Below are 20061 nucleotides of genomic sequence, written 5' to 3'. Positions count from 1 at the left end.
CAGGAGAAAGTAACGCATTCGGTATGCTATTGCAAGTATTTTGCGTTAATAATTTAACTTTGCTGTCATAATAATTCTCTTTTGGGGATTTTCGCATGGAAATGAGGGCGTTAAAAGAGGGCATGTCGACCCGCTTTGCCCCCTCACCCACCGGACTACTGCACCTTGGTCATGCTTATGCCGCCAAGTTTGCGTATGATCTCGCAAAAGAGGAGGAGGTTGATTTTTTACTGCGCTTCGAGGATATCGATACCACACGAGTCCGGCCGGAATACTACCTTGAAATCGAGAAGGACCTCACATGGCTCGGCCTCGACTGGGATGGCACACCGCTACGACAGACCGATCGATTTACCGCCTACAACCGAGCGATGGAGGAGCTCAAGTCCCGACAACTTGTCTACCCATGCTTCTGCACTCGCCGAGAGATCCAAGACGAGATCGCTGCGATGGCCGGCGCACCACAAGGCCCAGAGGGTCCGCTTTATCCAGGCACATGCTGCTCGCTAACGAACGGCCAAGCCGAGGAACGCATCTCCGCCGGTGAGCCACATTGCTGGCGACTCAATGCAAGTGAGGCTGGGAAACAAACCGGGCAGCTGACTTTTTGCGATCGGATCAGGGGCGTAGTCGAAGTCGACCCCACTCTGTTAGGTGATGTCATCTTGGCTCGCCGAGACATCGCCACCTCTTATCACATCGCGGTAGTAGTGGATGATGCGATGCAGCAAATCACCGATGTCACACGCGGCGAAGATCTACTCGCTTCCACCCACGTGCACCGACTGCTGCAGGAGCTGTTAGGATACCCCGAGCCCGTGTATCACCACCACCGCTTGATCCTCGATGCGAACGGAGTGCGCTTGGCGAAACGCGATGACCCGATGAGTATACGGACCCTGCGTGAGCTGGGTCATTCACCCGAGGAGGTCATGGAAATGATCTCTGACTAACCCGCCATTTCACGTAGTAACAAGGGATCGATACTGGATTTCTCCCCGCAGATTCGGTCGACCAGAGTTTCCCAGACTTCGTGCCCTTTGAGAATATCCACTTCGATGCGGAGGAAATAAACCGGCACATCGAGTTCGGTTGGTTTCATAAAGCGAACGGCGTCTTTTTCCGTGGTCACGATCATCTCGATGTCACGCTGCATGCAGCGGTTCATGAAGCGGTCGATTTCCTTTTGGTTGAACGAGTGGTGATCTGAAAATACGCGGTGGAACTCGACGTTGGCACCTAACCTGCGAAGAATTTTCTCAAAGCTCTCGGGCACAGCGATGCCGGAGATGGCGGCTACATATTTATCATCTAGGAAATTCAGCGGAACCTGCTCGCCGGTGAAGACATTCTCCAGATGCTGAGGACCGTGGGTGCATTCGATGATCTCGGCATGGCGGTTAAAGCGACGCATTTTCCGGATCAGTTCTTCATTCGAGCTGTTGTCGCATTTGGTGATGAAGATGTAATCGGCGCGGCAAAGGTTTCGCGCCGGCTCACGCAAGGTGCCACGTGGCAGCATTTGGCCAGTTCCGAAAGGCGAGCTCTGATCGACCAACACCACGTCGATGGAATGGGCGAGGTGGAGATATTGCAGCCCATCATCGAGAATCAGAATATCGGCCTCGAGTTCACGCACGGCGAAGCAGCCGCCCTTGACCCGGTTTTTATCCACCACCACGGAGACACCGGGCAAGTTTTTCGCCAGCATGAATGGCTCGTCGCCGGCATTGGAGACCTTGAGCAGTGGCTCGCCACCCTGGCTGACGACCTTCGGCATTTCATCTGCGGGAATGAGCTCTCCCGTGTCCTTGGCTATCCACTCTTGGGCTTTGGGGAGTTTTTTACTTTTATATCCCCTACTGAGAATCGCCGGCTTACGATTACGCTCTCTGAGTGTGCGGGCAAACAGCTCCACGACCGGTGTTTTCCCCGTCCCTCCGACGGTTAGATTTCCTATGCTGATGACTTGGGTGCCCAGATACTGTTGCTCGATGCCGCCACGCCGGTATCGCCCTAACCGGAATGCCACCCCCGCCCTGTAGATGCCCGATAAGCACCAAAGAAGGATCCGCATCATCGTCGCCCTGAAGCCTCGGGCCCTTCCGAAGATCACCTCGGTGCCCCATTGTTCCAGTTCGTCCAGCGATTCCCTCATACGCGCGCACCTTATATACTTGAAACATCTATCTTGAAACTTGAAACTTCATCTATGATCAGACCCGACGGCCGTGAATTCGACCAACTCCGCCCCATTTCCTTCCAAGCCGGCATCGCTCCCCATGCCACCGGCTCGGTTTTAGTTTCCTTTGGAAACACCCGCGTCATCTGCGCCTGCACCGTGCAAGAGGACGTTCCTCGCTGGATGAAGTATCAAAAAGTAGGCGGCGGCTGGCTCACGGCAGAATACAATATGCTGCCATACTCGACGCTCGATCGTAAACAGCGCGACATCTCCGCAGGCCGCATCGATGGTCGTTCGTCGGAAATCCAACGCCTCATCGGCCGCTCCCTGCGTGCTGTGGTCGATCTGAAAAAACTCGGACCCCGCACCATTTGGCTCGACTGTGATGTGCTTCAAGCCGACGGCGGCACCCGCACTGCCTCCGTCACTGGTGGTTGTGTCGCGATCGCCATCGCACTCAACAAACTGATGGCCGAAGGCAAACTCAAAGCCTTTCCGATGAAAAAACTCATCACCGGAATCAGCACCGGAATCTACCAGGATACCGCCGTGCTCGACCTCGATTATCCGGAAGATAAGAACGCCAGTGTGGACTTCAACGTCGTGATGACCGAGGACCTGGAATTCGTAGAACTCCAAGGTAGCGGCGAAGAAAGCGTCTTCACCGATGAACAAATGGCCTCCATGCTGAGCCTTGCCCGTAAGGGAGTTAAGGAAATCACAGAATTGCAGAAGCAAGCCATCCTTGATGCCGACCAGGCATCCTTAACAGACCTTGAAAGTCTGGCGAACAGCTTTAAACAACCGTAAGAGTATTTCACGGGTCTCATCCCTTTTTCTCTTGCGGTGCGCTGTCTAAGTAGTAACTTGCAGTATCAGTTGTCGCTATGCGGTTCGCTGCGTATCGGTGGCTCGATATAAAAAACAAAAACATAACCAAAAATAAGTAAATGAAACTAACAAAAAAACATATGAGCAAGGGCTTCACTCTGGTGGAGCTTCTCGTTGTGATTGCCATTATTGCGGCACTCGCAGCCATGGCGACTCCGGTCATCATGAAGCAGAAGAAGAAAGCCGACATGACAACGGCTACCAACAACGCGAAGCAGATCTTCCTGCTGATGGTTGAGATTGACGATGACCTTGGTGGATTCCCAAGTGATGACACCGCAGCATCTGATGCCGACCTCAACGGTTACACTGGATCTAACTCCAATGACTACCTTGGCCAGTTCCTCGCAGGTGGCTATGTGCAGTCAGAAGAGATCTTCTACGCGAAAGCCGGTTCTGCCTCTGACGCGAAGAAAAAGCCAGACAACGTATACAACACCAAGAGCAAAACTCTTGAGGCTGGTGAGTGTGGCTTCAGCTACGTGAAAGATCAGTCTTCAAGTGGTAACTCCGGTATTCCTCTTCTCATGGCTCCCATGGATGACACAAGCACATTCAAGGAAGACCCATACGGCGGAAAATGCGTTGTGCTCCGTATTGACGGATCCGTGCAAACTCTTCGTCTCAGTAATGAGAGAAAAGGTAAGCTTCCTTCCGGTCAGACTCTGTTTGACACCGGTGACGACTCAGTCTGGGGTGACCAAACTCCAGAGGTTGTAAACGCCAAGTAAGCTTAAAGCTAACCAATCAACTCAAACCGGAGAAGGCAACTTCTCCGGTTTTTTTGTGCCCTCGTGTCTCATTCAGGTCGGATGTTTGTTAGATCCAAAAGACATCCACCACAAACCAGACGATCATCATCAAGCCCACGATGACTTTGACAATCAGCCCGGCGACCGTTCCGAGCACAGATCCGACACCCGATACAGTCGCCGGCCGGACTTCTTTTTTGGCAAAGGAAAATTCAAACAGCATCGCCCCCGCTAGCGGACCAAGGATGAGGCCGAATGGCATGAAAAACATGCCGACAATACCACCCAACAAGGCTCCAGCAGCACCCCACCGGCTACCACCGAACCAGCGCGTGCCCATCGCACCACTCATAAACTCCAACACCTGGGAAATAATCAGGAGCACCGCGAGAACCACTAGCGTCCACCACTCAACGCCGGAATCCTCTCGCAACATCAACCAGTGGGCGATGGCGGCAAAGAAGATGATCAGGTGCCCAGGCAAAAACGGAACCAAGGTTCCGATGAAACCCGAGATCAGCAAACATACAGTGATGATCCACGCCAAGCTGGATCCGATGATCGGAAGAATCTCTGCCATACGCCCATCCCTAACCCGTCCCCACCATCTTGCAACTCCTCATGCTGAAAACAGCGCCCTAAAATCAAGAGCCACCTTGTCAAACGTACAAAAGAACCTTACACCTTGAGGTATGAAAAATGATCTTATGGCCAATGATGTCTTTAAAATGGCATCCACCCAGTTTGATAGGGCCGCTGACTACCTCGACCTCGACGAATCCGTGCGTGAACGCTGTAAATGGCCGAAACGACTCATCACCGTCACGGTGCCGATTCAACGCGATAGTGGAGAAACCGAAGTTTTCTTCGGCTACCGCGTACAGCATCACCTTTCTCGTGGCCCCGTCAAAGGCGGGCTGCGTTTTCACCCGAATGTCACCCTCGGAGAAGTCGCAGCTTTAGCGATGTGGATGAACTGGAAATGCGCGCTGATGGGGCTCCCCTACGGTGGCGGCAAGGGCGGTATCACCTGTGATCCACGCACCATGAGCCTCAAGGAAACAGAGAATCTCACCCGTCGGTTTACTACTGAGATGCTGCCGTTCATTGGTCCCGAAACCGATGTCATGGCTCCTGACATGGGGACCAACGCACAGACCATGGCATGGATCACTGATGTCTATTCCACTCACGCCGGCCACCTTGTGCCGAGTATCGTCACTGGCAAACCAGTTGAGCTGTTAGGATCAGAAGGAAGGAACCAAGCTACCGGTCACGGAGTCGCCTTCACCATCACCCGCGCATTTAACAAACTGGGCATCGACGACACCAAGGCCACCGCCATCATTCAGGGATTTGGTAACGTAGGTTCCCACGCAGCGTTCACGCTTTCTCGCTATGGGGTTAAAATCACCGGTATCTCGGATGTCACCGGCGCCATCTGGAACCCCAAAGGTATTGATGTCGAGGAACTCGTCAAACATGTTGCCGAGACCAAAGGCGTCAAAGGCTTTTCCGGTGCGGAAGAAATCGATCCAGAAGAAATGCTGATTCAACCATGTGATGCACTGGTTCCCGCCGCACTGGAACGTGTGATCAATAAAGGCAATGCAGCAAAACTCCAGTGCCGTGTGCTCGCCGAGGGCGCGAACGGACCAACTACTCCGGGAGCTGACGCCATCATCGAAGAGCGTGGTGACATTTTCCTGATTCCCGACGTACTCTGCAATGCCGGCGGTGTGACCGTTTCCTATTTCGAATGGGTACAGAACTTGCAGCACTATCAGTGGACAGAACAAGAGGTTCTAACAAAACTGGAGACCATGCTTGAGAAGGCATTTGAAAATGTCTACCACTTCGCACAGACTAACAATATGTCTCAGCGCGTAGCCGCACTCGCACTAGGTATTCACGAAGTCGCCAAAGTCAAAGCCACCCGCGGCCTGTTCCCATAACACCAATCATGATCAGATCAACCTATCGCACCTTTGGAAGCCCGGCGGACGTCATCGAGCTTGAGGAGCACATTCCTCACGCGCTGACCGACGGGGAAATCCGCGTCCGCATGCTCGCCGCTCCCATCAATCCGGCGGACATCAATTTTATCTTGGGCAACTACGGCATCCGACCAGATCTTCCTTGCACTCCTGGCATGGAAGGCTGTGGTGAAGTGTTAGAGTCCCGATCCGATGACTTCAGCGTAGGAGATAAAGTCATCTTCGTCCGGCGCGTCGGCACTTGGACGAACGAGGTGGTATGCCCGGGCAGCGCAGCTCTCAAGATCCCCGCCGAGACACCAGTCGAGCAAGCAGCCATGCTCAAGATTAACCCTCTAACAGCATGGGCAATGCTCACCCAGTTTCGTGAGTTACCTGAGAACAGCTGGATCATTCAAAATGCAGCGAACTCCGGTGTAGGCGTCTGCGCTATCCAGATTGCCAAGCTGCTAGGACTCCGCACGATCAACCTCGTCCGCCGTGAAGAGCCCATCAAGGAACTGGTTGACCTCGGGGCCAATCTTGTTTTGTTAGACAATGCGGAATCGATTGAACATGTTAAAAAAGTCACCGCCGATCAACCTCCGGCACTGGCGCTGAATGCCGTCGGTGGCGATAGCGCGTTACGTCTGATGGATGCACTCGCCCCCAAGGGCACGCATGTCACCTACGGCGCGATGAGCATGAGAAGTCTCAAAGTCCCTAATAAATTTCTGATTTTCAAACGGATCGAACTCCATGGGTATTGGTCCACGGAATGGATCAAGGAGCAGGAGGCTGAGAAAATCAGTACGGTCTATAAGCAATTGGCCGAATGGGTCATCGACGGCAAACTCACGCAACTCGTGGACAGCCGCTTCCCACTGCAAGATATCAGGACTGCACTGGGTCGGGCACAGGAAGGAAAGCGCCATGGCAAGGTGCTTCTTTCCCTTGAGAAATAAGCGAATTTTAGGGTAGGTGAATTTTTTCTGAATAAATTCAGATGTTATCGGGTCGAAGTAAGCGAACACCATAAACACTATATTATTATGAAAACATTACTCGCTACCATCGCTACCGTCTTCGTAGGACTAGTTGCTCTGCCTGAAAAGGCTGAAGCTCGTCCACACCACGGCCACGTCGGCCAAAGCTACACCTATGTCAGTGGACATTCTTCTTGTGGCTGTGCCGTCTACAAACGTCGTGTCGTCACCGGCTACGATTGTTATCACCGTCCGATCTATCGTTACTACAGCGTGCCAGTCGTTCACCGCTGCAGAAGCCATCACAGCAGCCGCTACTACCGTCACGATGTGCCTCGCGGTCACTACGACCGTTCGCACTACCGTCGTAATTCACACAGCGGCCACCGCGGTGTGGTCATCAGCGGCCGTCATGGCAGTGTCCGTATCTGTCGCTAATCGACCTTAATATTTACCCTCAAGGAGAGCCCTCACCGGCTCTCCTTTTTTTGTGTGCTCGACTCCCATTTGCATCCTAACAAAAGGTGTGATTAACCCCTGTTTTTTTGCATACGCACATCGATCATGCGTCAACTAAGCGAACATCAAAACCCACCACTATGAAAACAATACTCGCTACCATCGCCACCATCTTCGTTTCCTTCACAGCACTGCCTGAGAAAGCCGAAGCCGCCCCTCATCACCACCACGTCGGCCATAGCTACACTTACTGTAGCGGTCATGCATCTTGCGGATGCCGGGTTTACAAACGCCGAGTCATCGTCGGATACGATTGCTACCACCGTCCGATTTACCGCTACTACAGCGTGCCCATCGTCCACCGTTGCCACCGCTTTGTCAGACCACACCACGGTCATCATGGCCATCATGGTCATCACGGCGGCCACCATGGATCGCACAGCAGCTTCACCATCCGCGGACCACACGGCTGGATCACCATTCGCCGATAGTTAAAAGTCACCCTGACCTAAAAAACCCACAAGGAGGGCCAACACGGCTCTCCTTGTTTTTTTTTCAGAACCAACTAGCTTGGCGACGCTTTACCAACAATCATGCATCGCTCACTGATAACCTCGCTGCTTGTCCTGACTTTATGCCCACTGGCAATTCACCAGTCGCAAGCGGCTACTGCCGGGGACGAACTTCTGGCTGCACTCACCAAACGTGTTGAGAATAATGGTGATGTTTCCGAGATTTTCGACTCCATCGAGGATTTACCGAACTCAGAAGTCACCGATCTCTACAAAAAGGTCGAACGTGTCTGGCCACGACTCCGCGATGCCTGGATCTCTGATTTTCAAAGGATCGCCCGTGATGCCAGTGGCAAATCCGGCAATAATAAAAACCGCATCAGGGACTTGCGAAAAGAGCTCGCTGCCATGCAAGGGCTCGCCGACGGTCCGATGAAAGAGGCTCTGAAAAAACGTGGCATGCCGGCCATCGACGAACTTCGCTCCCTCCTCGTTCCCAAAACGAAGGACATCATTGCCACCGCTGATGATGCGCAGAAGAAAAAGCGCCGTACCATTCTCGCCATTGCCCGGTTACGCGATATTCTGGTCGAGACAGCCATCATTCCTCTCACCCAGACTTCTGTTTCCGAATTAACGGAAGCCGAGAACACGGTCACTCGCGCCCTATCTGGTCTCGATCGTAAAGGGCTCAAAATCATGGAAAACAACCGCAAAACTGCGGAAAAGAAAAAAGTCCCCGAGCCAGAACGCATAGGTGTGGCGGATGCGAACATGATGCGCTTACTGGCTGGCCTCAGCGCTCTTGAGATCGATCCCAAACTCTGCGAAGCCGCCCGTGACCACTCCAAAGACATGGAGACGCTGAATTTCTTCGCCCATGAATCACCGGTGAAAGGGAAACGCACTCCCAATGACCGAGCTAAAAACTTCGGCACCTCGGCCTCAGGGGAAAATATCTACGCTGGTTCCACCGATCCGTTATCAGCCAACAAGGGCTGGTTCTACTCACCTGGTCACCACCGGAATATGTTCAGTTCCGGCCACCGCCGCATCGGGCTCGGGCAGCACAACCGCCACTGGACTCAGCTCTTTGGTCGTTAATCTACTGCTCCGATTGCCTGCGGAGTCGCTTTTCTTCCTTTTTCCGCTCGCGGGCTTCACGGAAGAAACTTTGCAGCAATCCGAGGCATTCATCCTGCATCACACCCACTTCAGTATCACAACGGTGATTCAGTGGAGGGTTTGCTTCCAACAAATTGATCCAGCCTCCAGCGGCACCGGCTTTGGGATCGGGAACACCGAAGACAACTCGGTCGGGTCGGCAGTGGACAATTGCCCCGGCACACATCGGACATGGTTCCTTGGTGACAAACAACGTGCAACCTTCTAACCGCCAATCACCTAATGCGTTCTGTGCCGCTGTTAGAGCGAGCATTTCCGCGTGCGCGGTGGCATCCTTGAGCGTCTCCACCTGATTCCACGCCCGGGCGATGACTTTGTCTCCTTTGACGATTACCGCCCCAACTGGCACCTCGTTTGCTGCGTATGCTTTTCTGGCCTCACGCAACGCCTGCTGCATAAAAAAGCCATCGGTCTGAAAATCCGCCATTAAATCATCGCTCACCGCGCTAATCTGACAATAAAACTTCAAACTTCAAACCGAATACTTCAAACTAAACCCATGAAGAAATGGCATCACTCAGATCGTATCATCGCTCCTTCCCTGCTGGCCGCCGATTTTGGCAGAATTAAGGAGGAAACCACACGCGCTATCCGCTCCGGAGGCGATTGGTTGCACCTCGATGTCATGGATGGACATTTCGTGGATAACATTTCCTTCGGCCCGGCCGTCATTCAGGCCATCCACGAAACCAATGACGTTTTTCTCGATGTGCATCTGATGATTTCAAGACCTGATCATTACTTGCAACGCTTCCTTGAAGCTGGCTCAGACATGATCACCGTGCATCTGGAAGCCGAACACGATGTCGCGGAAACTCTGAAACGCACTCGTGAAGCAGGCTGTAAGGCTGGGCTGGCACTCAACCCTGCAACCCCTTTCGAGCACGCGCGACCCTTTCTAGATCAAATCGATATGCTCCTGGTCATGACCGTGGTTCCGGGCTTCGGTGGTCAGTCCTTCATGCATGAAATGATGGCCAAGGTCGAAGCCGCTGCCGCTTACCGCGATGAAAACGGCCTCTCATACCATATTGAAGTCGATGGCGGGGTGGATGCCACGACTGCCCCCATCGCCGCCGCCGCTGGGGCGAATGTCATGGTCGCAGGCTCATCCACCTTCAAAGCCCCCGACATGGCTGAAGCAATTTCGGTGATACGCGGCGCTTAGAAAGCACGTATTCCCATGCCAATGAAACGATCCATTATCATCGCCGCCGCTATTCTCAGCGCGCAATTCGCCTCTGCCGCCACACCGAAGGAGATCATCGCTGAGCAAGTTCCCCAGGCACGCGCCATCTTGGAAGCTTGGAAAAAAGGCTCACCGACAGATGCGAAGCGCATGCTCCACATCGTTTATTGGACACCCTCTGATAGAGAACCAGCTCCCCAGTACCGCGAGCGCCTCACTCGAGTGATGGAAATCATTCAGAAATTCTATGCATCCGAAATGGACACACTTGGCTTCGGCAAACAGACGGTTAACCTCGACCTCGCAGAGGACAAGCTCCTCCGCATCCACGTGGTTAAGGCACCCAAACCCTACGCCCACTACAAACCCGGCGACGGACACAAAATCCGCAACGAGTGCACGCCAACCCTCCAAAAAGCGGGCATCGATCCAACCAAGGAAACGGTCGTCATTTTCTGTAACATGTCTAACTGGGATCCGGAGAAGAAGCGCATGACCCAGAACAGCCCCTATTACGCCGGCGGCAACCATCGCGGCGGCACTGCTTGGCAGGTTGACTCACCTTTGTTAGATCCTATCCATCTGGATAAAAAAGAACCGATGCTCCACGACGGTCAGTACGGCCACATATCTATCGGAAAATACAACTCCATCTTTGTCGGAGGCGTCTGTCACGAGCTCGGCCACGCACTCGGTTTGCCACATAACTGCGAACGCGCCGATGAACGTGCAGCACTCGGTATAGCCCTCATGGGTAACGGCAACCGCACCTTTGGTCGTGATCTGCGCGGCGAAGGCAAGGGCTCATTTCTCACCCTTGCCAGCGGCATGCGCTGCGCTTCCCACCCGATGTTCACTGGCTCAGTCAAAGGCATGGAACTGTCTGGTCAAGCCGAGCTGACTGATTTGAAAATCAGCAAAGGTGACCGTGCTATCAACATCACCGGCAAGGTAGTTACCGATCCTAACAGCCCACCTGTGTATGCCCTCCTTGCCTACTGTGATCCTGTCGGAGGCAGCAACTACGATGCCACCACCGCCACCGCAGTGCCCAAGGAAGACGGCACATTCTCTATCAACTGCACCGGATTTGCCGCTGGCAAACAAGCCTCTCTGCGCCTGATCATCCTCTACGCGAATGGCGACGCCACCTCACACGTTGGCACTCACAGCCCATACACCTATCCCTTCAGCGCCGATGCGGACGGCCAGGCCAACCTCGATGAGATTTCGCTGATCTTCAGCTTCCAGCCATTCCAAAAAGCGATCAAGGCCAGAGACAATGCTGAGATCTACCGCTTGCTTCAGCAACTTTCCACCTCGGAAAATGCCAAGACCGCAAGCATCGCCAAACGTCTTCTCGCGCAGAAGCCCACCATGCCCGAGCCTGCGGCCATTCCTCCCAGCCAGACCGAGGTCGCGCTCGCAGACACCACAGTAACTTCCGCCAAAGTAGGGTATTTCAAACCACTCTATAACAAGATTCCATCGGAAAATATGCTGATTCAGTCGGACTCGCGTATTTTTGAACACGGCATCTATGCCCACGCGCCTGCGCACCACAGCTACTCCCTCGGAGGTAAGTGGAACAAACTCAGCGGACGTTGCGGGCTCGCAGAGAACACCCGCGGCTCGGTGAAATTCGTCATCAAGGCAGATGGTGAGAAAATCTGGAGTTCCAGAGTCATCAAAGCCGGCCAGCAACCGCAGTTCAACGTCGACGTTACGGGCAAAAAGAAACTCGAGCTCATCGTGGAAGACGGTGGTGACGGTAACGGTTCCGACTGGGGAATATGGCTTGAGCCGGTGCTTTCACGCTAAGGCGTTGTCATCCCAGAGTTGGTCGGTTACAAACACCCCGTGACTACCGACCAGCTAGCCTCCGGTCTCGGGAACTTCCTGAGACCCGATCAAATTTCCACCTCAGACGAGGTTCGTGCAGAACACGGCACGGACAAATGGCATGCCTCAGCTCTTCCTGATGTCGTCGTATTTGTCGAGTCCACCGAGGATGTGGCCGCAGTGATGCGGTTCGCCTCGGCTGAAAATGTGCCGGTTTATACCCGCGCAGCTGGCACAGGTCACATCGGCGGCTGTGTGCCAGTCCACGGTGGCATTCTTGTCTCCGTGATGCGGATGAATCAGATTCTGGAAATCAATCCATCCGACGGCGTCTGTGTCACCCAGCCTGGCGTCATCACAGGTGAGCTTCAGAACGCGGTGCGCGAACACGGCTGGTATTACCCGCCGGACCCGGCCTCGCTCAAGGAATGCAGCATCGGCGGCAACATCGCCACCAACGCTGGAGGCCCCCGTTGTTTGAAATACGGAGTCACCAAGCAGTATGTGTTAGGGTTGACAGTGGTTTTGGCCTCGGGCGAAATTCTGAAAACGGGTGGCCGCTGTCACAAGAACTCCACCGGTTTCGATCTCACCTCTCTGATTGTCGGATCTGAGGGAATGTTAGGCATCGTTACCGAGATCACGGTGCGTCTGATTCCTCACCCACAGACTCGCGCCATGCTCGGTGCATCCTTCCCGGATTTCACCGCTGCCGCTGCCGCCGTGCAGGCCATTTTGGACTCAGGCACGCTGCCTTCCGCCCTGGAAATCACAGACGGATTCACCATGGCTGCTGCCCGCGATTATCTTGGGGCCGATAAGTTACCTCCCGGTGACGCCTACCTGATGATCGAAATCGACGGCAACATTGAAACTGTCGCCCGCGAGCTGCCCGCCCTGCGTGACTTTTTGTTAGGTCATCAAGCCATCCGCATCGATGAAGCACCGGATGAAGCTGCCTGTGATCGTATCTGGCAGCTGCGCCGTGATTTTTCCTACTCTCTGAAACACACCGGCTTGACCAAACTCAACGAGGACATCGTCGTGCCACGCTCGAAGCTCGTGGACCTGGTCAATTTTGCCCAGCAGCTCCAGAAAGACACCGGAATCCCTGTCGCCTGTTTCGGCCATGCCGGTGATGGCAACATCCACACCAATATCATGGTGGACAATTATGGAGATCCAGCCACCAAGGAAAAAGCCGATGCCGCCCTCAACCGTCTGTTCACCTGGGTGATAGAGAACAAGGGCGTCATCAGTGGCGAGCACGGTATCGGCCTTGCCAAGAAACCATGGATTCACCAAGCCCTCGGCGAGGTTTCCATCCAAACTCATCACTCCATCAAGCAGGCTCTGGACCCTAACAATATTCTCAATCCAGGTAAGTTTCTTGATCAATAGTCGCTGGTCATGACTGACGCCCCCTCCTATCTGAATCTCGCGTTATCCTCCGATGCCAATTATTTCATCGGTTTGGAAACGGCTGTCGCAAGTGCCATCACCGCCAGCCACAAAAACACTCGGGTATTCAATATCTTCATTATCGATGGAGGTATCACTCAGGAGCAGCAACAGCAGTTAAAATCGCTGACCGACGAACTCTCAGAGCGCTATGAGATCGAGGTTCACCTGCACTGGCGATCTTTGGACGAAAAGAACCGCAGCAAGCTTTCCGGCCTGAAGGACTCAGCGACTTTCTATGTCCGTATCATCCTCGCGGATCTTCTCCCCGACTACGACTGGGCGCTCTGGATTGATTCAGATGTCCTCTGTCTCAAAGATTTGAGCGGAATCCAGAACCATCTCGATGGTAACACTCCAGTTTATGGTGTCGTCGATTCCGAAAGACCCACGCTAGCAGACGAAGGTCAAAACATTGATAAGTTAAACTCCAATGACTTTGATCTAAGGACACCGTATATCAACACGGGTTTTACCCTGATCGATCTGAAGCTTTGGAGAAAAGAAAGGCTCGGAGATCAACTTATTGACTGGGGAATCAGGCATCAGCACTACACAGGTTTCCGCGATCAGGCGCAGGTCAACTGGATGCTGGCGGATCGCAATCAATTGCTACCTGACGGCTATAACGTCTTGGTTCCGAGATCAACATGCTCAGCCCACGAATTCGATTCACCTGCCAACCTCCACTACGCCGGCCCGTTCAAGCCGTGGAAACCAAGCATCAAGGTGAATCCAAAATATACCGCGCAGAGCGTGCGAAACATCATTTCCACCTACAAGTTCTGCGCCTTCCGTCATCAGGAGATGGGACGACGTGAGATTGACCTTTTACAACAATTACTCACTCTCGCCCAACAACTATACGCGCACCTAACAAGTAGAACGGTTCGATTTTATTGCGCGGTAAAGCCTCTATTTTACCAGCTTGTTAGAGACCAAGAACGCTACCAACGTTGGCAAGTCATCCATGAATTTTTCAAGCAGGAGGCTGACCAAGAAGCTGTTCGCATTAAGAAAATAATCGATCAGACCGAGGCACTGATCAAGACCAGTCGCTAGGTTCGGCTTCATTTTTTCTGCATAATTTCAGCCCTCGTCCGTTGGGTGGATGAGCGATTCACCATCGCAAACAACCAACCCATCGGAACTATGAAAACAACCCTCGTTACCACCATCACTGTCGCAGCAGCTGCCATGCTTTGCTCATGCGATACCAGCACCGTCGGCACACTTCAGCCGAGAACCAGTGTCGAAGCCGTCGAAAGAACCGGCCAAGATATCCGGCCCAATAACAACCATGGCCAGCATGTCGCAGGTCACAACGCCGTGCGCTACTCCAATCCACGCCGCGGAATCCGCCCCGGATCAAGGGTAGCCGAAGCTCCTGCGAGAGATCCACGACTAGATCTCTTAGATCGAATCCGCCTCGCTGAGGAAGGCCGTGCCGCCGAGATTGTAGAAGTCGGCTACTAATCAACATCACCCACTAACAAAACCACATCAACCTCAACCCATGACTACCATGAAAACTATCATCGTATCCCTGGCCTCCATCTTAAGTGCCCTGACCCTTAGCAACTGTGCATCCGTGCAGAGCGCCGCCGTAGCCGATTACAATCGGGACGGAGTCATCTCACGAGCCGAGGCCTCCCAATATCACAGACAGAAGGACATCGAAGATCGCAATGTCTACACGGAAAGCGTCAAACGCCGCAACGTCACCAACACCGTGCGTGATGCACGCGACACCGCCTGGGCCGCCCGCGATTTACGAAACACAATCCGCTACTGGTAATCCCACAACCCGCAATAATACCACTCCCCTCAGCCCGACCGGCTGTGGGGAGTTTTTTCTGTCGGCCTTCGTGCACTTTGCATTTGGCCTGAGTTCGTCACGAACTACAATCACCGCCATGGACGACCTCTTCAGCACTCCCGAAGCACGGATTAAACAACTCACCACTGAGCTGGAGCACCATAACCAGTTATACTACCAAGAGGCCGAACCGGAAATCACCGACGCCGAGTATGATGCTCTCATGGGGGAGTTGAAACAGCTCGAAGCCGCTCACCCCGATCTGGCCCTACCAGATTCCCCAACCCAACGTGTGGGCGGCGCTCCTCTGGAAGGGTTCGAGCAAATTCAGCATCTGGTGCCGATGCTTTCCATTGAGGATATCCATGAGCTAAAAGACGAGGAACGGTCTGAAATTGAAAAACTATCTGACGAAGAGCCACGCTCAGGCGAAAATTCTTTAGTTCGTCTTTATAGGTTCCTGCAATTACAAGGTCTATTAAAATCAGTACCTTCAGCTTTGGCATTATACGATTGGTTTGATCGTTTCCAGCGCTCACTCGGCCACTCCGATGTCCGACTGACGATCGAGCCGAAGATCGACGGCGTTGCTGTTTCCTGTGTTTATCGCGATGGGGTGCTCGACTACGCCGTCACCCGAGGCGATGGCACCACTGGTGATGACATCACCCAGAACATCAAGACCATCAAATCCATCCCACTACGTCTACCGCAGGGAGCGCCGGATCTATTCGAAGTCCGCGGCGAGGTCTTCATGCCTAACGAAGCCTTCGCTAAACTCAACCAACAGCGCGATGAAGCGGGTGAACCGGCCTTTGTCAATCCACGCAACGCCACCGCCGGAACGCTCAAGCAGCTCGATCCCAAACTGGTGGAAACCCGCCCGCTCGACTGCATTTTCCACTCCTACGGAAGAGTCGATGACGCACCCTACAGCACCGTTAGCGAGTTCCAAAATACACTCAAAGAATACGGCCTGAAGTGCAGCCACTGGTTCCACCAACCATCAACCATGGAGGAGCTGTTAGACTGCATCATCAAACTCGATCAAGATCGTCACGACTTCCCTTACGCCACCGATGGCGCCGTCATTAAAGTCGACGATCTTGCTCTACACGCTCAGCTCGGGGCCACATCCAAGCACCCTAAGTGGGCCTGCGCTTACAAATTTCTACCCGAGCAAAAGGAAACCTTGCTCAAGGATATCACCATCCAGGTAGGTCGAACCGGTGTCCTGACACCGGTTGCCGAACTCGATCCCGTCTTTGTTTCCGGAACTACCGTCTCTCGTGCCACCTTGCACAATCAGGATGAAATCGACCGCAAAGACGTCCGCATAGGCGATACCGTGATCATCGAAAAAGCCGGCGAAATCATCCCTGCTGTGGTGAAAGTGATCACTACCAAACGCCCGCCTAACAGCGAACCGTTCAATCTTTTCAACTACGTTCATGGCAAGTGCCCGTCGTGCGCCGGCCCCATCGAGCAAGAGGAAGGATTTGTTGCCTGGCGCTGTGTCAACTTTGCCTGCCCAGCTCAGGCGGTCACCCGAATCAAACACTTCGCATCGCGCAAGGCACTGGATATCGATGGCCTTGGCACCGCAGTTGCAGAGAAGCTCGTCGAAAATCAAATTGTCAGCACCACGCTCGATCTGTTCGAGCTAGAAGCCGACTCACTCGCAGATCTGCTGTTAGATCCCGCCAAGTTAGAATCAGGCGATAGTAAACCGCGCCGCCTTGGCGAAAAAAAGGCAGCTGTGATCACCAGCTCCCTGAAAAAAGCACGCACCGCCCCTCTCTCTCGCTGGATTTATGCCATGGGCATTCCCCACATTGGAGAGTCCGCCTCTCGTGAGATTGCGCGCCTGCATCAGAACCTCAGTGAAGTTGCCGTTTCTCCTATTTTGAAAGACCTGGCCGAGCTTCCGGATTTTGAAGAGCTCTCTATTTCCAAGCGAAAAAAAGAAAATCATCCTCGTCTGGCTGCCTATCAGATCGAGTCAGAGCTGGGGCCGGTAGCTGCCCAGCACATCACCACCTTCTTCCAAAGTGAGGGTGGGCAACTCGTGTTAGATCAACTTCAAAAACACGGTATTGATCCGACATCGGATAATTACGATCCACAGAAATCTGTCTTGGAGAAATCCGACTCAGCCATCGCCGGCAAAACCTTTGTCATCACCGGCACACTTTCCAAGCCCCGCCCAGAGTTCAAAAAAATCATCGAGGCGGAGGGAGGAAAAGTTTCCGGCTCCATTTCCAGTAAAACTGACTATCTCTTGGCAGGAGAAAAAGCTGGCTCGAAACGCACCAAGGCTGAGGAACTTGGGGTGAACATTCTGGACGAGGCAGCTTTTGAGCAGCTTCTTAAGTAGGACAACTTTCCAAGTTGTCGGCAGGCTTGGTGAGCCAGTCATGCTTGGGATGATGTTTCCTAAGGTTGCCGACAAGATGCAATCTTGTCCTACCTTTCCTCAGGTCAATCTGTTATAAGCCATGATCATGAAACCACTCATTCTATCTATCTGCCTGCTTTCCACCGCTGCCATCTGCAACGCCCAGTCTAATCCGGAGCTAAAACAAAACGCCTACGAGCAGTATCAAAACTCCGATAAAGCGATGAACATAGCCTATCAAAAACTGATGAGCGTTCTCACCGAGGATGGCAAAAAGAAACTCCGTCTTTCTCAGCGTGCCTGGGTGGCGTTCCGCGATGCCGAGGCCGACTTTGACAGCCACCACTTTGGTGAGGGAAAATTCGGAGCACTCGAGAGGCTCGGCAGTATGAATTTAAGAACACAAGAGCGGACACGCAAACTGCTCGAAGACCACAAGCGCTTCAAGGAGATCAACGGTTAGAGTCAAGGAGTGCGGCGAGGGATCACCGCTTCAGCTCGTATCAACAAGCTCCGTTCCACTTAAAGCGATGATCCTCGCAGCACTCCGTTTAGCTTTTCATCGTCTGAGAGGGCCTCGTCTTTCGCCGCGTTGCCCCCTACGTGCCGGACGTTCGTCGATTTTGCCATCGGCATCACGATCTTCGCCCCATGGCATGTTGTCCTCATACTTCACTCCTTCTTTGCGGCCCTTTTGCACGTGCTCTGAATAGACCTTGCGTGTTTCACTAGCAGCATAAGCCTTGTTGGCTTTGGCCAACGTCTCACGAATCGTCTTCGCCTCACTGGTGAGTGGCAGCTCGGCCATGACTTTGCCTTTCTGGCCGAATTCTCCAGGATGGATCACGAAGATTCCGGTTTTGCTCTGGTCTCCATCAATCACATCGCTCCATTTCGCGTCCGTATTGTCAGCAAAATCAAAGTGGAATCGTCCCAACACGTCCTGATGGTTGGCCACCACTTGGAGATCCTTTTTCAGAGAGTTCCGCTGTTTTTCCGGAGCCACCACAAACACTAACAGTCGCTGGTCTCCCGAGCTGACGTTGAGTGATTGTTTGAAGCTATTGAAATCCTCTACCACGGCACTGGCGGAGTCTGCCTTTGTTGGGTATTTCTTCGCGATCTTTTCCATGGATTCGATCACAAGGGCATTCTGGGCCTTTGCTTCAGGTCCGCCAGCTTCCGGCCTTCCGCGGATACCGAACCCCATCTGCGGACTTCTGCCGGTTCCGGAAAGGCGCGTTTTTCCATCAGGTGCCAGGATGCAGAAGGCGGTATTTTCAAACCTGCCATTGAGGAACTTGCGCACCATGTCTTGGTTCTCCTTGCTTTCGAATGATTCCAAACGGACGCACACAAAGGCACGGGAGGCATCGATAAATTCTTTGGTTGAGAACAAACTGTTCTGCGTTTTTGAATAGCCCGGTCAGAAGACGCCGGAAATACCATCGCACTGCGCGGCGGCCGCCATGAATAAGATCGGTCGCTGGCTACGTTTCGCTTCGGCAAGAGCGGTGTCCCAGGTGGCATACCACATCACCCCAGGGCTGCCCATTTGCTGCTGGCTGGCTCCGATGTCAGTGGGGCGAGGTCCCTGGGCGTGGGCCACCGTGATCAGCGTGGTAACGATTACTGTTTTCAGAATGGTCTTCATTGTAGGATAGTAAACCATGACCCTCTGGGAGAGTCTCAAAGTTTTGGGTTAAGATTTTGTTAAGATTCTCCAGGGTAGGAAAAATATGACATCGCGCCCACTAAGTTTTTGCCAAGTCCCATGCGTGTGACATACTCACGGGCATGAGAGGATTTGTGATTTCCGCATTCAGTACCATGGTGCTTCTGCCGTTTCTCCTGACCAGCTGTGGGGATGGCGGAGGGTCCGTCGCGGAAAACCGATCCAACCGCGGCTACAACCCCGGCGTTGGCCCCTTTGACAGCAGTGGCAACTATGTTGAACGCTGGGCGGATGACAAAAGTAAAGGCACTTGGTGGCGCAGCAGCACCGCGAAACCATCTGCGGTGGCATCGATCCCTAGCACGCCGACTCCTCCTGTCGGTGGCCCTACTGCGGTCGCATCCAATGTCACGCCTCAGCCCCCTGTGACTCGGCCCAGCACCCGGCCTACTCCTCCTGTCGGTAGCGGCGTCCGCCCAACACCTCAGCCACGACCCACTGTAGTCTCACGTCCGAAGCCCAAACCCAAGCCAGTTGCCAAAACAAAACCCAAGAGCAAGCCGCCTATCACTCATGTGATCAAAAAAGGCGATACGCTCTACGGACTATCTCGCAAATATGGTGCCAGCGTCACAGCCATCCAGAGAGCCAACGGCCTCAAAGGCACCAATCTCAGCATCGGCAAACGCCTGTTGATACCTCGCTATTGATAGAAACGATTCTAACTTCAC

At 53.4% G+C, this 20061-nt stretch carries 22 protein-coding genes; 17 read left to right on the top strand and 5 right to left on the bottom strand.

Annotated elements, in window-relative coordinates; translation table 11 throughout:
* Positions 1-122 precede the first annotated feature (122 nt).
* Positions 123-953, top strand: a complete 831-nt coding sequence (gene gluQRS, locus ACSPJT_RS12250; RefSeq protein ID WP_435892840.1) for a tRNA glutamyl-Q(34) synthetase GluQRS — start codon at positions 123-125, stop codon at positions 951-953.
* On the opposite strand, the gene lpxK is transcribed toward gluQRS, so the two are convergent.
* On the bottom strand, positions 950-2158 hold the full coding sequence (gene lpxK, locus ACSPJT_RS12245; protein ID WP_435892839.1) for a tetraacyldisaccharide 4'-kinase: 1209 nt from the start codon (positions 2156-2158) through the stop codon (positions 950-952). The genes gluQRS and lpxK overlap by 4 nt on opposite strands.
* 54 nt (positions 2159-2212) lie before the next feature.
* Between lpxK and rph the strand changes: the two genes are divergently transcribed.
* Both rph and ACSPJT_RS12235 read left to right on the top strand, forming a co-directional pair.
* Positions 2213-2995: a ribonuclease PH gene (gene rph / locus ACSPJT_RS12240; protein ID WP_435892838.1), complete on the top strand. Its 783-nt coding sequence runs from the start codon at positions 2213-2215 to the stop codon at positions 2993-2995.
* Between the two features lie 140 nt (positions 2996-3135).
* The gene (locus ACSPJT_RS12235; protein WP_435892837.1) at positions 3136-3807 is read left to right on the top strand and encodes a type II secretion system protein; all 672 of its coding nucleotides are present in this window, start codon (positions 3136-3138) and stop codon (positions 3805-3807) included.
* Positions 3808-3895: 88 nt separating this feature from the next.
* Here ACSPJT_RS12235 and ACSPJT_RS12230 read toward each other — a convergent pair whose 3' ends face one another.
* Complete coding sequence (locus ACSPJT_RS12230) at positions 3896-4408, bottom strand: DUF456 domain-containing protein (protein ID WP_435892836.1); 513 nt, start codon at positions 4406-4408, stop codon at positions 3896-3898.
* Between the two features lie 112 nt (positions 4409-4520).
* Between ACSPJT_RS12230 and ACSPJT_RS12225 the strand changes: the two genes are divergently transcribed.
* From ACSPJT_RS12225 to ACSPJT_RS12205, 5 genes are all read left to right on the top strand, one after another.
* Complete coding sequence (locus ACSPJT_RS12225; RefSeq protein WP_435892835.1) at positions 4521-5783, top strand: Glu/Leu/Phe/Val family dehydrogenase; 1263 nt, start codon at positions 4521-4523, stop codon at positions 5781-5783.
* A gap of 8 nt (positions 5784-5791) precedes the next feature.
* Positions 5792-6769 carry an MDR family NADPH-dependent oxidoreductase gene (locus ACSPJT_RS12220; protein WP_435892834.1) on the top strand — a complete coding sequence of 326 codons (978 nt, stop codon included), beginning with the start codon at positions 5792-5794 and terminating at the stop codon, positions 6767-6769.
* A gap of 87 nt (positions 6770-6856) precedes the next feature.
* A complete protein-coding gene (locus ACSPJT_RS12215; protein WP_435892833.1) occupies positions 6857-7228 on the top strand; it encodes a hypothetical protein in 372 nt (123 codons plus the stop codon).
* A gap of 161 nt (positions 7229-7389) precedes the next feature.
* Positions 7390-7740: a hypothetical protein gene (locus tag ACSPJT_RS12210; protein WP_435892832.1), complete on the top strand. Its 351-nt coding sequence runs from the start codon at positions 7390-7392 to the stop codon at positions 7738-7740.
* A 102-nt stretch (positions 7741-7842) separates the two neighbouring features.
* Positions 7843-8865, top strand: coding sequence for a CAP domain-containing protein (locus ACSPJT_RS12205; protein ID WP_435892831.1), 1023 nt, complete (start codon positions 7843-7845; stop codon positions 8863-8865).
* Position 8866: 1 nt separating this feature from the next.
* Here ACSPJT_RS12205 and tadA read toward each other — a convergent pair whose 3' ends face one another.
* The gene (tadA, locus tag ACSPJT_RS12200; RefSeq protein WP_435896201.1) at positions 8867-9373 is read right to left on the bottom strand and encodes a tRNA adenosine(34) deaminase TadA; all 507 of its coding nucleotides are present in this window, start codon (positions 9371-9373) and stop codon (positions 8867-8869) included.
* Positions 9374-9445: 72 nt separating this feature from the next.
* On the opposite strand from tadA, the gene rpe reads away from it, so the two are divergent.
* The 8 genes from rpe to ACSPJT_RS12160 all read left to right on the top strand — a co-directional run bounded on the left by rpe (position 9446) and on the right by ACSPJT_RS12160 (position 18118).
* On the top strand, positions 9446-10114 hold the full coding sequence (gene rpe / locus ACSPJT_RS12195) for a ribulose-phosphate 3-epimerase (protein ID WP_435892830.1): 669 nt from the start codon (positions 9446-9448) through the stop codon (positions 10112-10114).
* Positions 10115-10135: 21 nt separating this feature from the next.
* Positions 10136-11956, top strand: coding sequence for an NPCBM/NEW2 domain-containing protein (locus tag ACSPJT_RS12190; RefSeq protein WP_435892829.1), 1821 nt, complete (start codon positions 10136-10138; stop codon positions 11954-11956).
* A 39-nt stretch (positions 11957-11995) separates the two neighbouring features.
* On the top strand, positions 11996-13378 hold the full coding sequence (locus tag ACSPJT_RS12185) for an FAD-binding oxidoreductase (RefSeq protein WP_435892828.1): 1383 nt from the start codon (positions 11996-11998) through the stop codon (positions 13376-13378).
* A 9-nt stretch (positions 13379-13387) separates the two neighbouring features.
* Positions 13388-14500 (top strand): glycosyltransferase, encoded by a 1113-nt coding sequence (locus tag ACSPJT_RS12180; RefSeq protein ID WP_435892827.1) that lies wholly within the window; start codon positions 13388-13390, stop codon positions 14498-14500.
* 90 nt (positions 14501-14590) lie between these two features.
* On the top strand, positions 14591-14914 hold the full coding sequence (locus tag ACSPJT_RS12175) for a hypothetical protein (protein WP_435892826.1): 324 nt from the start codon (positions 14591-14593) through the stop codon (positions 14912-14914).
* A 49-nt stretch (positions 14915-14963) separates the two neighbouring features.
* Complete coding sequence (locus ACSPJT_RS12170) at positions 14964-15236, top strand: hypothetical protein (RefSeq protein ID WP_435892825.1); 273 nt, start codon at positions 14964-14966, stop codon at positions 15234-15236.
* A gap of 118 nt (positions 15237-15354) precedes the next feature.
* Complete coding sequence (ligA, locus tag ACSPJT_RS12165) at positions 15355-17634, top strand: NAD-dependent DNA ligase LigA (RefSeq protein WP_435892824.1); 2280 nt, start codon at positions 15355-15357, stop codon at positions 17632-17634.
* 127 nt (positions 17635-17761) lie between these two features.
* Entirely contained in the window at positions 17762-18118 is a 357-nt protein-coding gene (locus ACSPJT_RS12160; protein WP_435892823.1) for a lysozyme inhibitor LprI family protein, read from the top strand.
* 96 nt (positions 18119-18214) lie between these two features.
* Here the strand turns inward: ACSPJT_RS12160 and ACSPJT_RS12155 are convergent, their stop codons facing one another.
* Positions 18215-19054: a hypothetical protein gene (locus ACSPJT_RS12155; protein ID WP_435892822.1), complete on the bottom strand. Its 840-nt coding sequence runs from the start codon at positions 19052-19054 to the stop codon at positions 18215-18217.
* A gap of 27 nt (positions 19055-19081) precedes the next feature.
* The gene (locus ACSPJT_RS12150) at positions 19082-19309 is read right to left on the bottom strand and encodes a hypothetical protein (RefSeq protein ID WP_435892821.1); all 228 of its coding nucleotides are present in this window, start codon (positions 19307-19309) and stop codon (positions 19082-19084) included.
* Between the two features lie 143 nt (positions 19310-19452).
* Between ACSPJT_RS12150 and ACSPJT_RS12145 the strand changes: the two genes are divergently transcribed.
* Entirely contained in the window at positions 19453-20040 is a 588-nt protein-coding gene (locus ACSPJT_RS12145) for a LysM peptidoglycan-binding domain-containing protein (protein WP_435892820.1), read from the top strand.
* Positions 20041-20061 lie beyond the last annotated feature (21 nt).

The sequence above is a fragment of the Oceaniferula spumae genome (genome assembly GCF_042849255.1).
Taxonomy (GTDB): Bacteria; Verrucomicrobiota; Verrucomicrobiia; order Verrucomicrobiales; family Akkermansiaceae; genus Oceaniferula; species Oceaniferula spumae.
The sequence above is the reverse complement of the archived record's forward strand: the minus strand, read 5'-3'. Positions and strand labels throughout refer to the sequence as shown.

Excerpts from the sequence above, each read along its gene's own strand:
- ligA (WP_435892824.1), top strand. The coding sequence starts at position 15,355 with ATGGACGACCTCTTCAGCACTCCCGAAGCACGGATTAAACAACTCACC.
- lpxK (WP_435892839.1), bottom strand. The coding sequence starts at position 2,158 with ATGAGGGAATCGCTGGACGAACTGGAACAATGGGGCACCGAGGTGATC.
- ACSPJT_RS12205 (WP_435892831.1), top strand. The coding sequence starts at position 7,843 with ATGCATCGCTCACTGATAACCTCGCTGCTTGTCCTGACTTTATGCCCA.
- ACSPJT_RS12190 (WP_435892829.1), top strand. The coding sequence starts at position 10,136 with ATGAAACGATCCATTATCATCGCCGCCGCTATTCTCAGCGCGCAATTC.
- gluQRS (WP_435892840.1), top strand. The coding sequence starts at position 123 with ATGTCGACCCGCTTTGCCCCCTCACCCACCGGACTACTGCACCTTGGT.
- ACSPJT_RS12235 (WP_435892837.1), top strand. The coding sequence starts at position 3,136 with ATGAAACTAACAAAAAAACATATGAGCAAGGGCTTCACTCTGGTGGAG.
- ACSPJT_RS12210 (WP_435892832.1), top strand. The coding sequence starts at position 7,390 with ATGAAAACAATACTCGCTACCATCGCCACCATCTTCGTTTCCTTCACA.
- ACSPJT_RS12150 (WP_435892821.1), bottom strand. The coding sequence starts at position 19,309 with ATGAAGACCATTCTGAAAACAGTAATCGTTACCACGCTGATCACGGTG.
- rph (WP_435892838.1), top strand. The coding sequence starts at position 2,213 with ATGATCAGACCCGACGGCCGTGAATTCGACCAACTCCGCCCCATTTCC.
- ACSPJT_RS12215 (WP_435892833.1), top strand. The coding sequence starts at position 6,857 with ATGAAAACATTACTCGCTACCATCGCTACCGTCTTCGTAGGACTAGTT.
- ACSPJT_RS12175 (WP_435892826.1), top strand. The coding sequence starts at position 14,591 with ATGAAAACAACCCTCGTTACCACCATCACTGTCGCAGCAGCTGCCATG.
- ACSPJT_RS12160 (WP_435892823.1), top strand. The coding sequence starts at position 17,762 with ATGAAACCACTCATTCTATCTATCTGCCTGCTTTCCACCGCTGCCATC.
- ACSPJT_RS12145 (WP_435892820.1), top strand. The coding sequence starts at position 19,453 with ATGAGAGGATTTGTGATTTCCGCATTCAGTACCATGGTGCTTCTGCCG.
- ACSPJT_RS12220 (WP_435892834.1), top strand. The coding sequence starts at position 5,792 with ATGATCAGATCAACCTATCGCACCTTTGGAAGCCCGGCGGACGTCATC.
- ACSPJT_RS12170 (WP_435892825.1), top strand. The coding sequence starts at position 14,964 with ATGAAAACTATCATCGTATCCCTGGCCTCCATCTTAAGTGCCCTGACC.
- ACSPJT_RS12230 (WP_435892836.1), bottom strand. The coding sequence starts at position 4,408 with ATGGCAGAGATTCTTCCGATCATCGGATCCAGCTTGGCGTGGATCATC.
- ACSPJT_RS12180 (WP_435892827.1), top strand. The coding sequence starts at position 13,388 with ATGACTGACGCCCCCTCCTATCTGAATCTCGCGTTATCCTCCGATGCC.
- rpe (WP_435892830.1), top strand. The coding sequence starts at position 9,446 with ATGAAGAAATGGCATCACTCAGATCGTATCATCGCTCCTTCCCTGCTG.
- ACSPJT_RS12225 (WP_435892835.1), top strand. The coding sequence starts at position 4,521 with ATGAAAAATGATCTTATGGCCAATGATGTCTTTAAAATGGCATCCACC.
- tadA (WP_435896201.1), bottom strand. The coding sequence starts at position 9,373 with ATGGCGGATTTTCAGACCGATGGCTTTTTTATGCAGCAGGCGTTGCGT.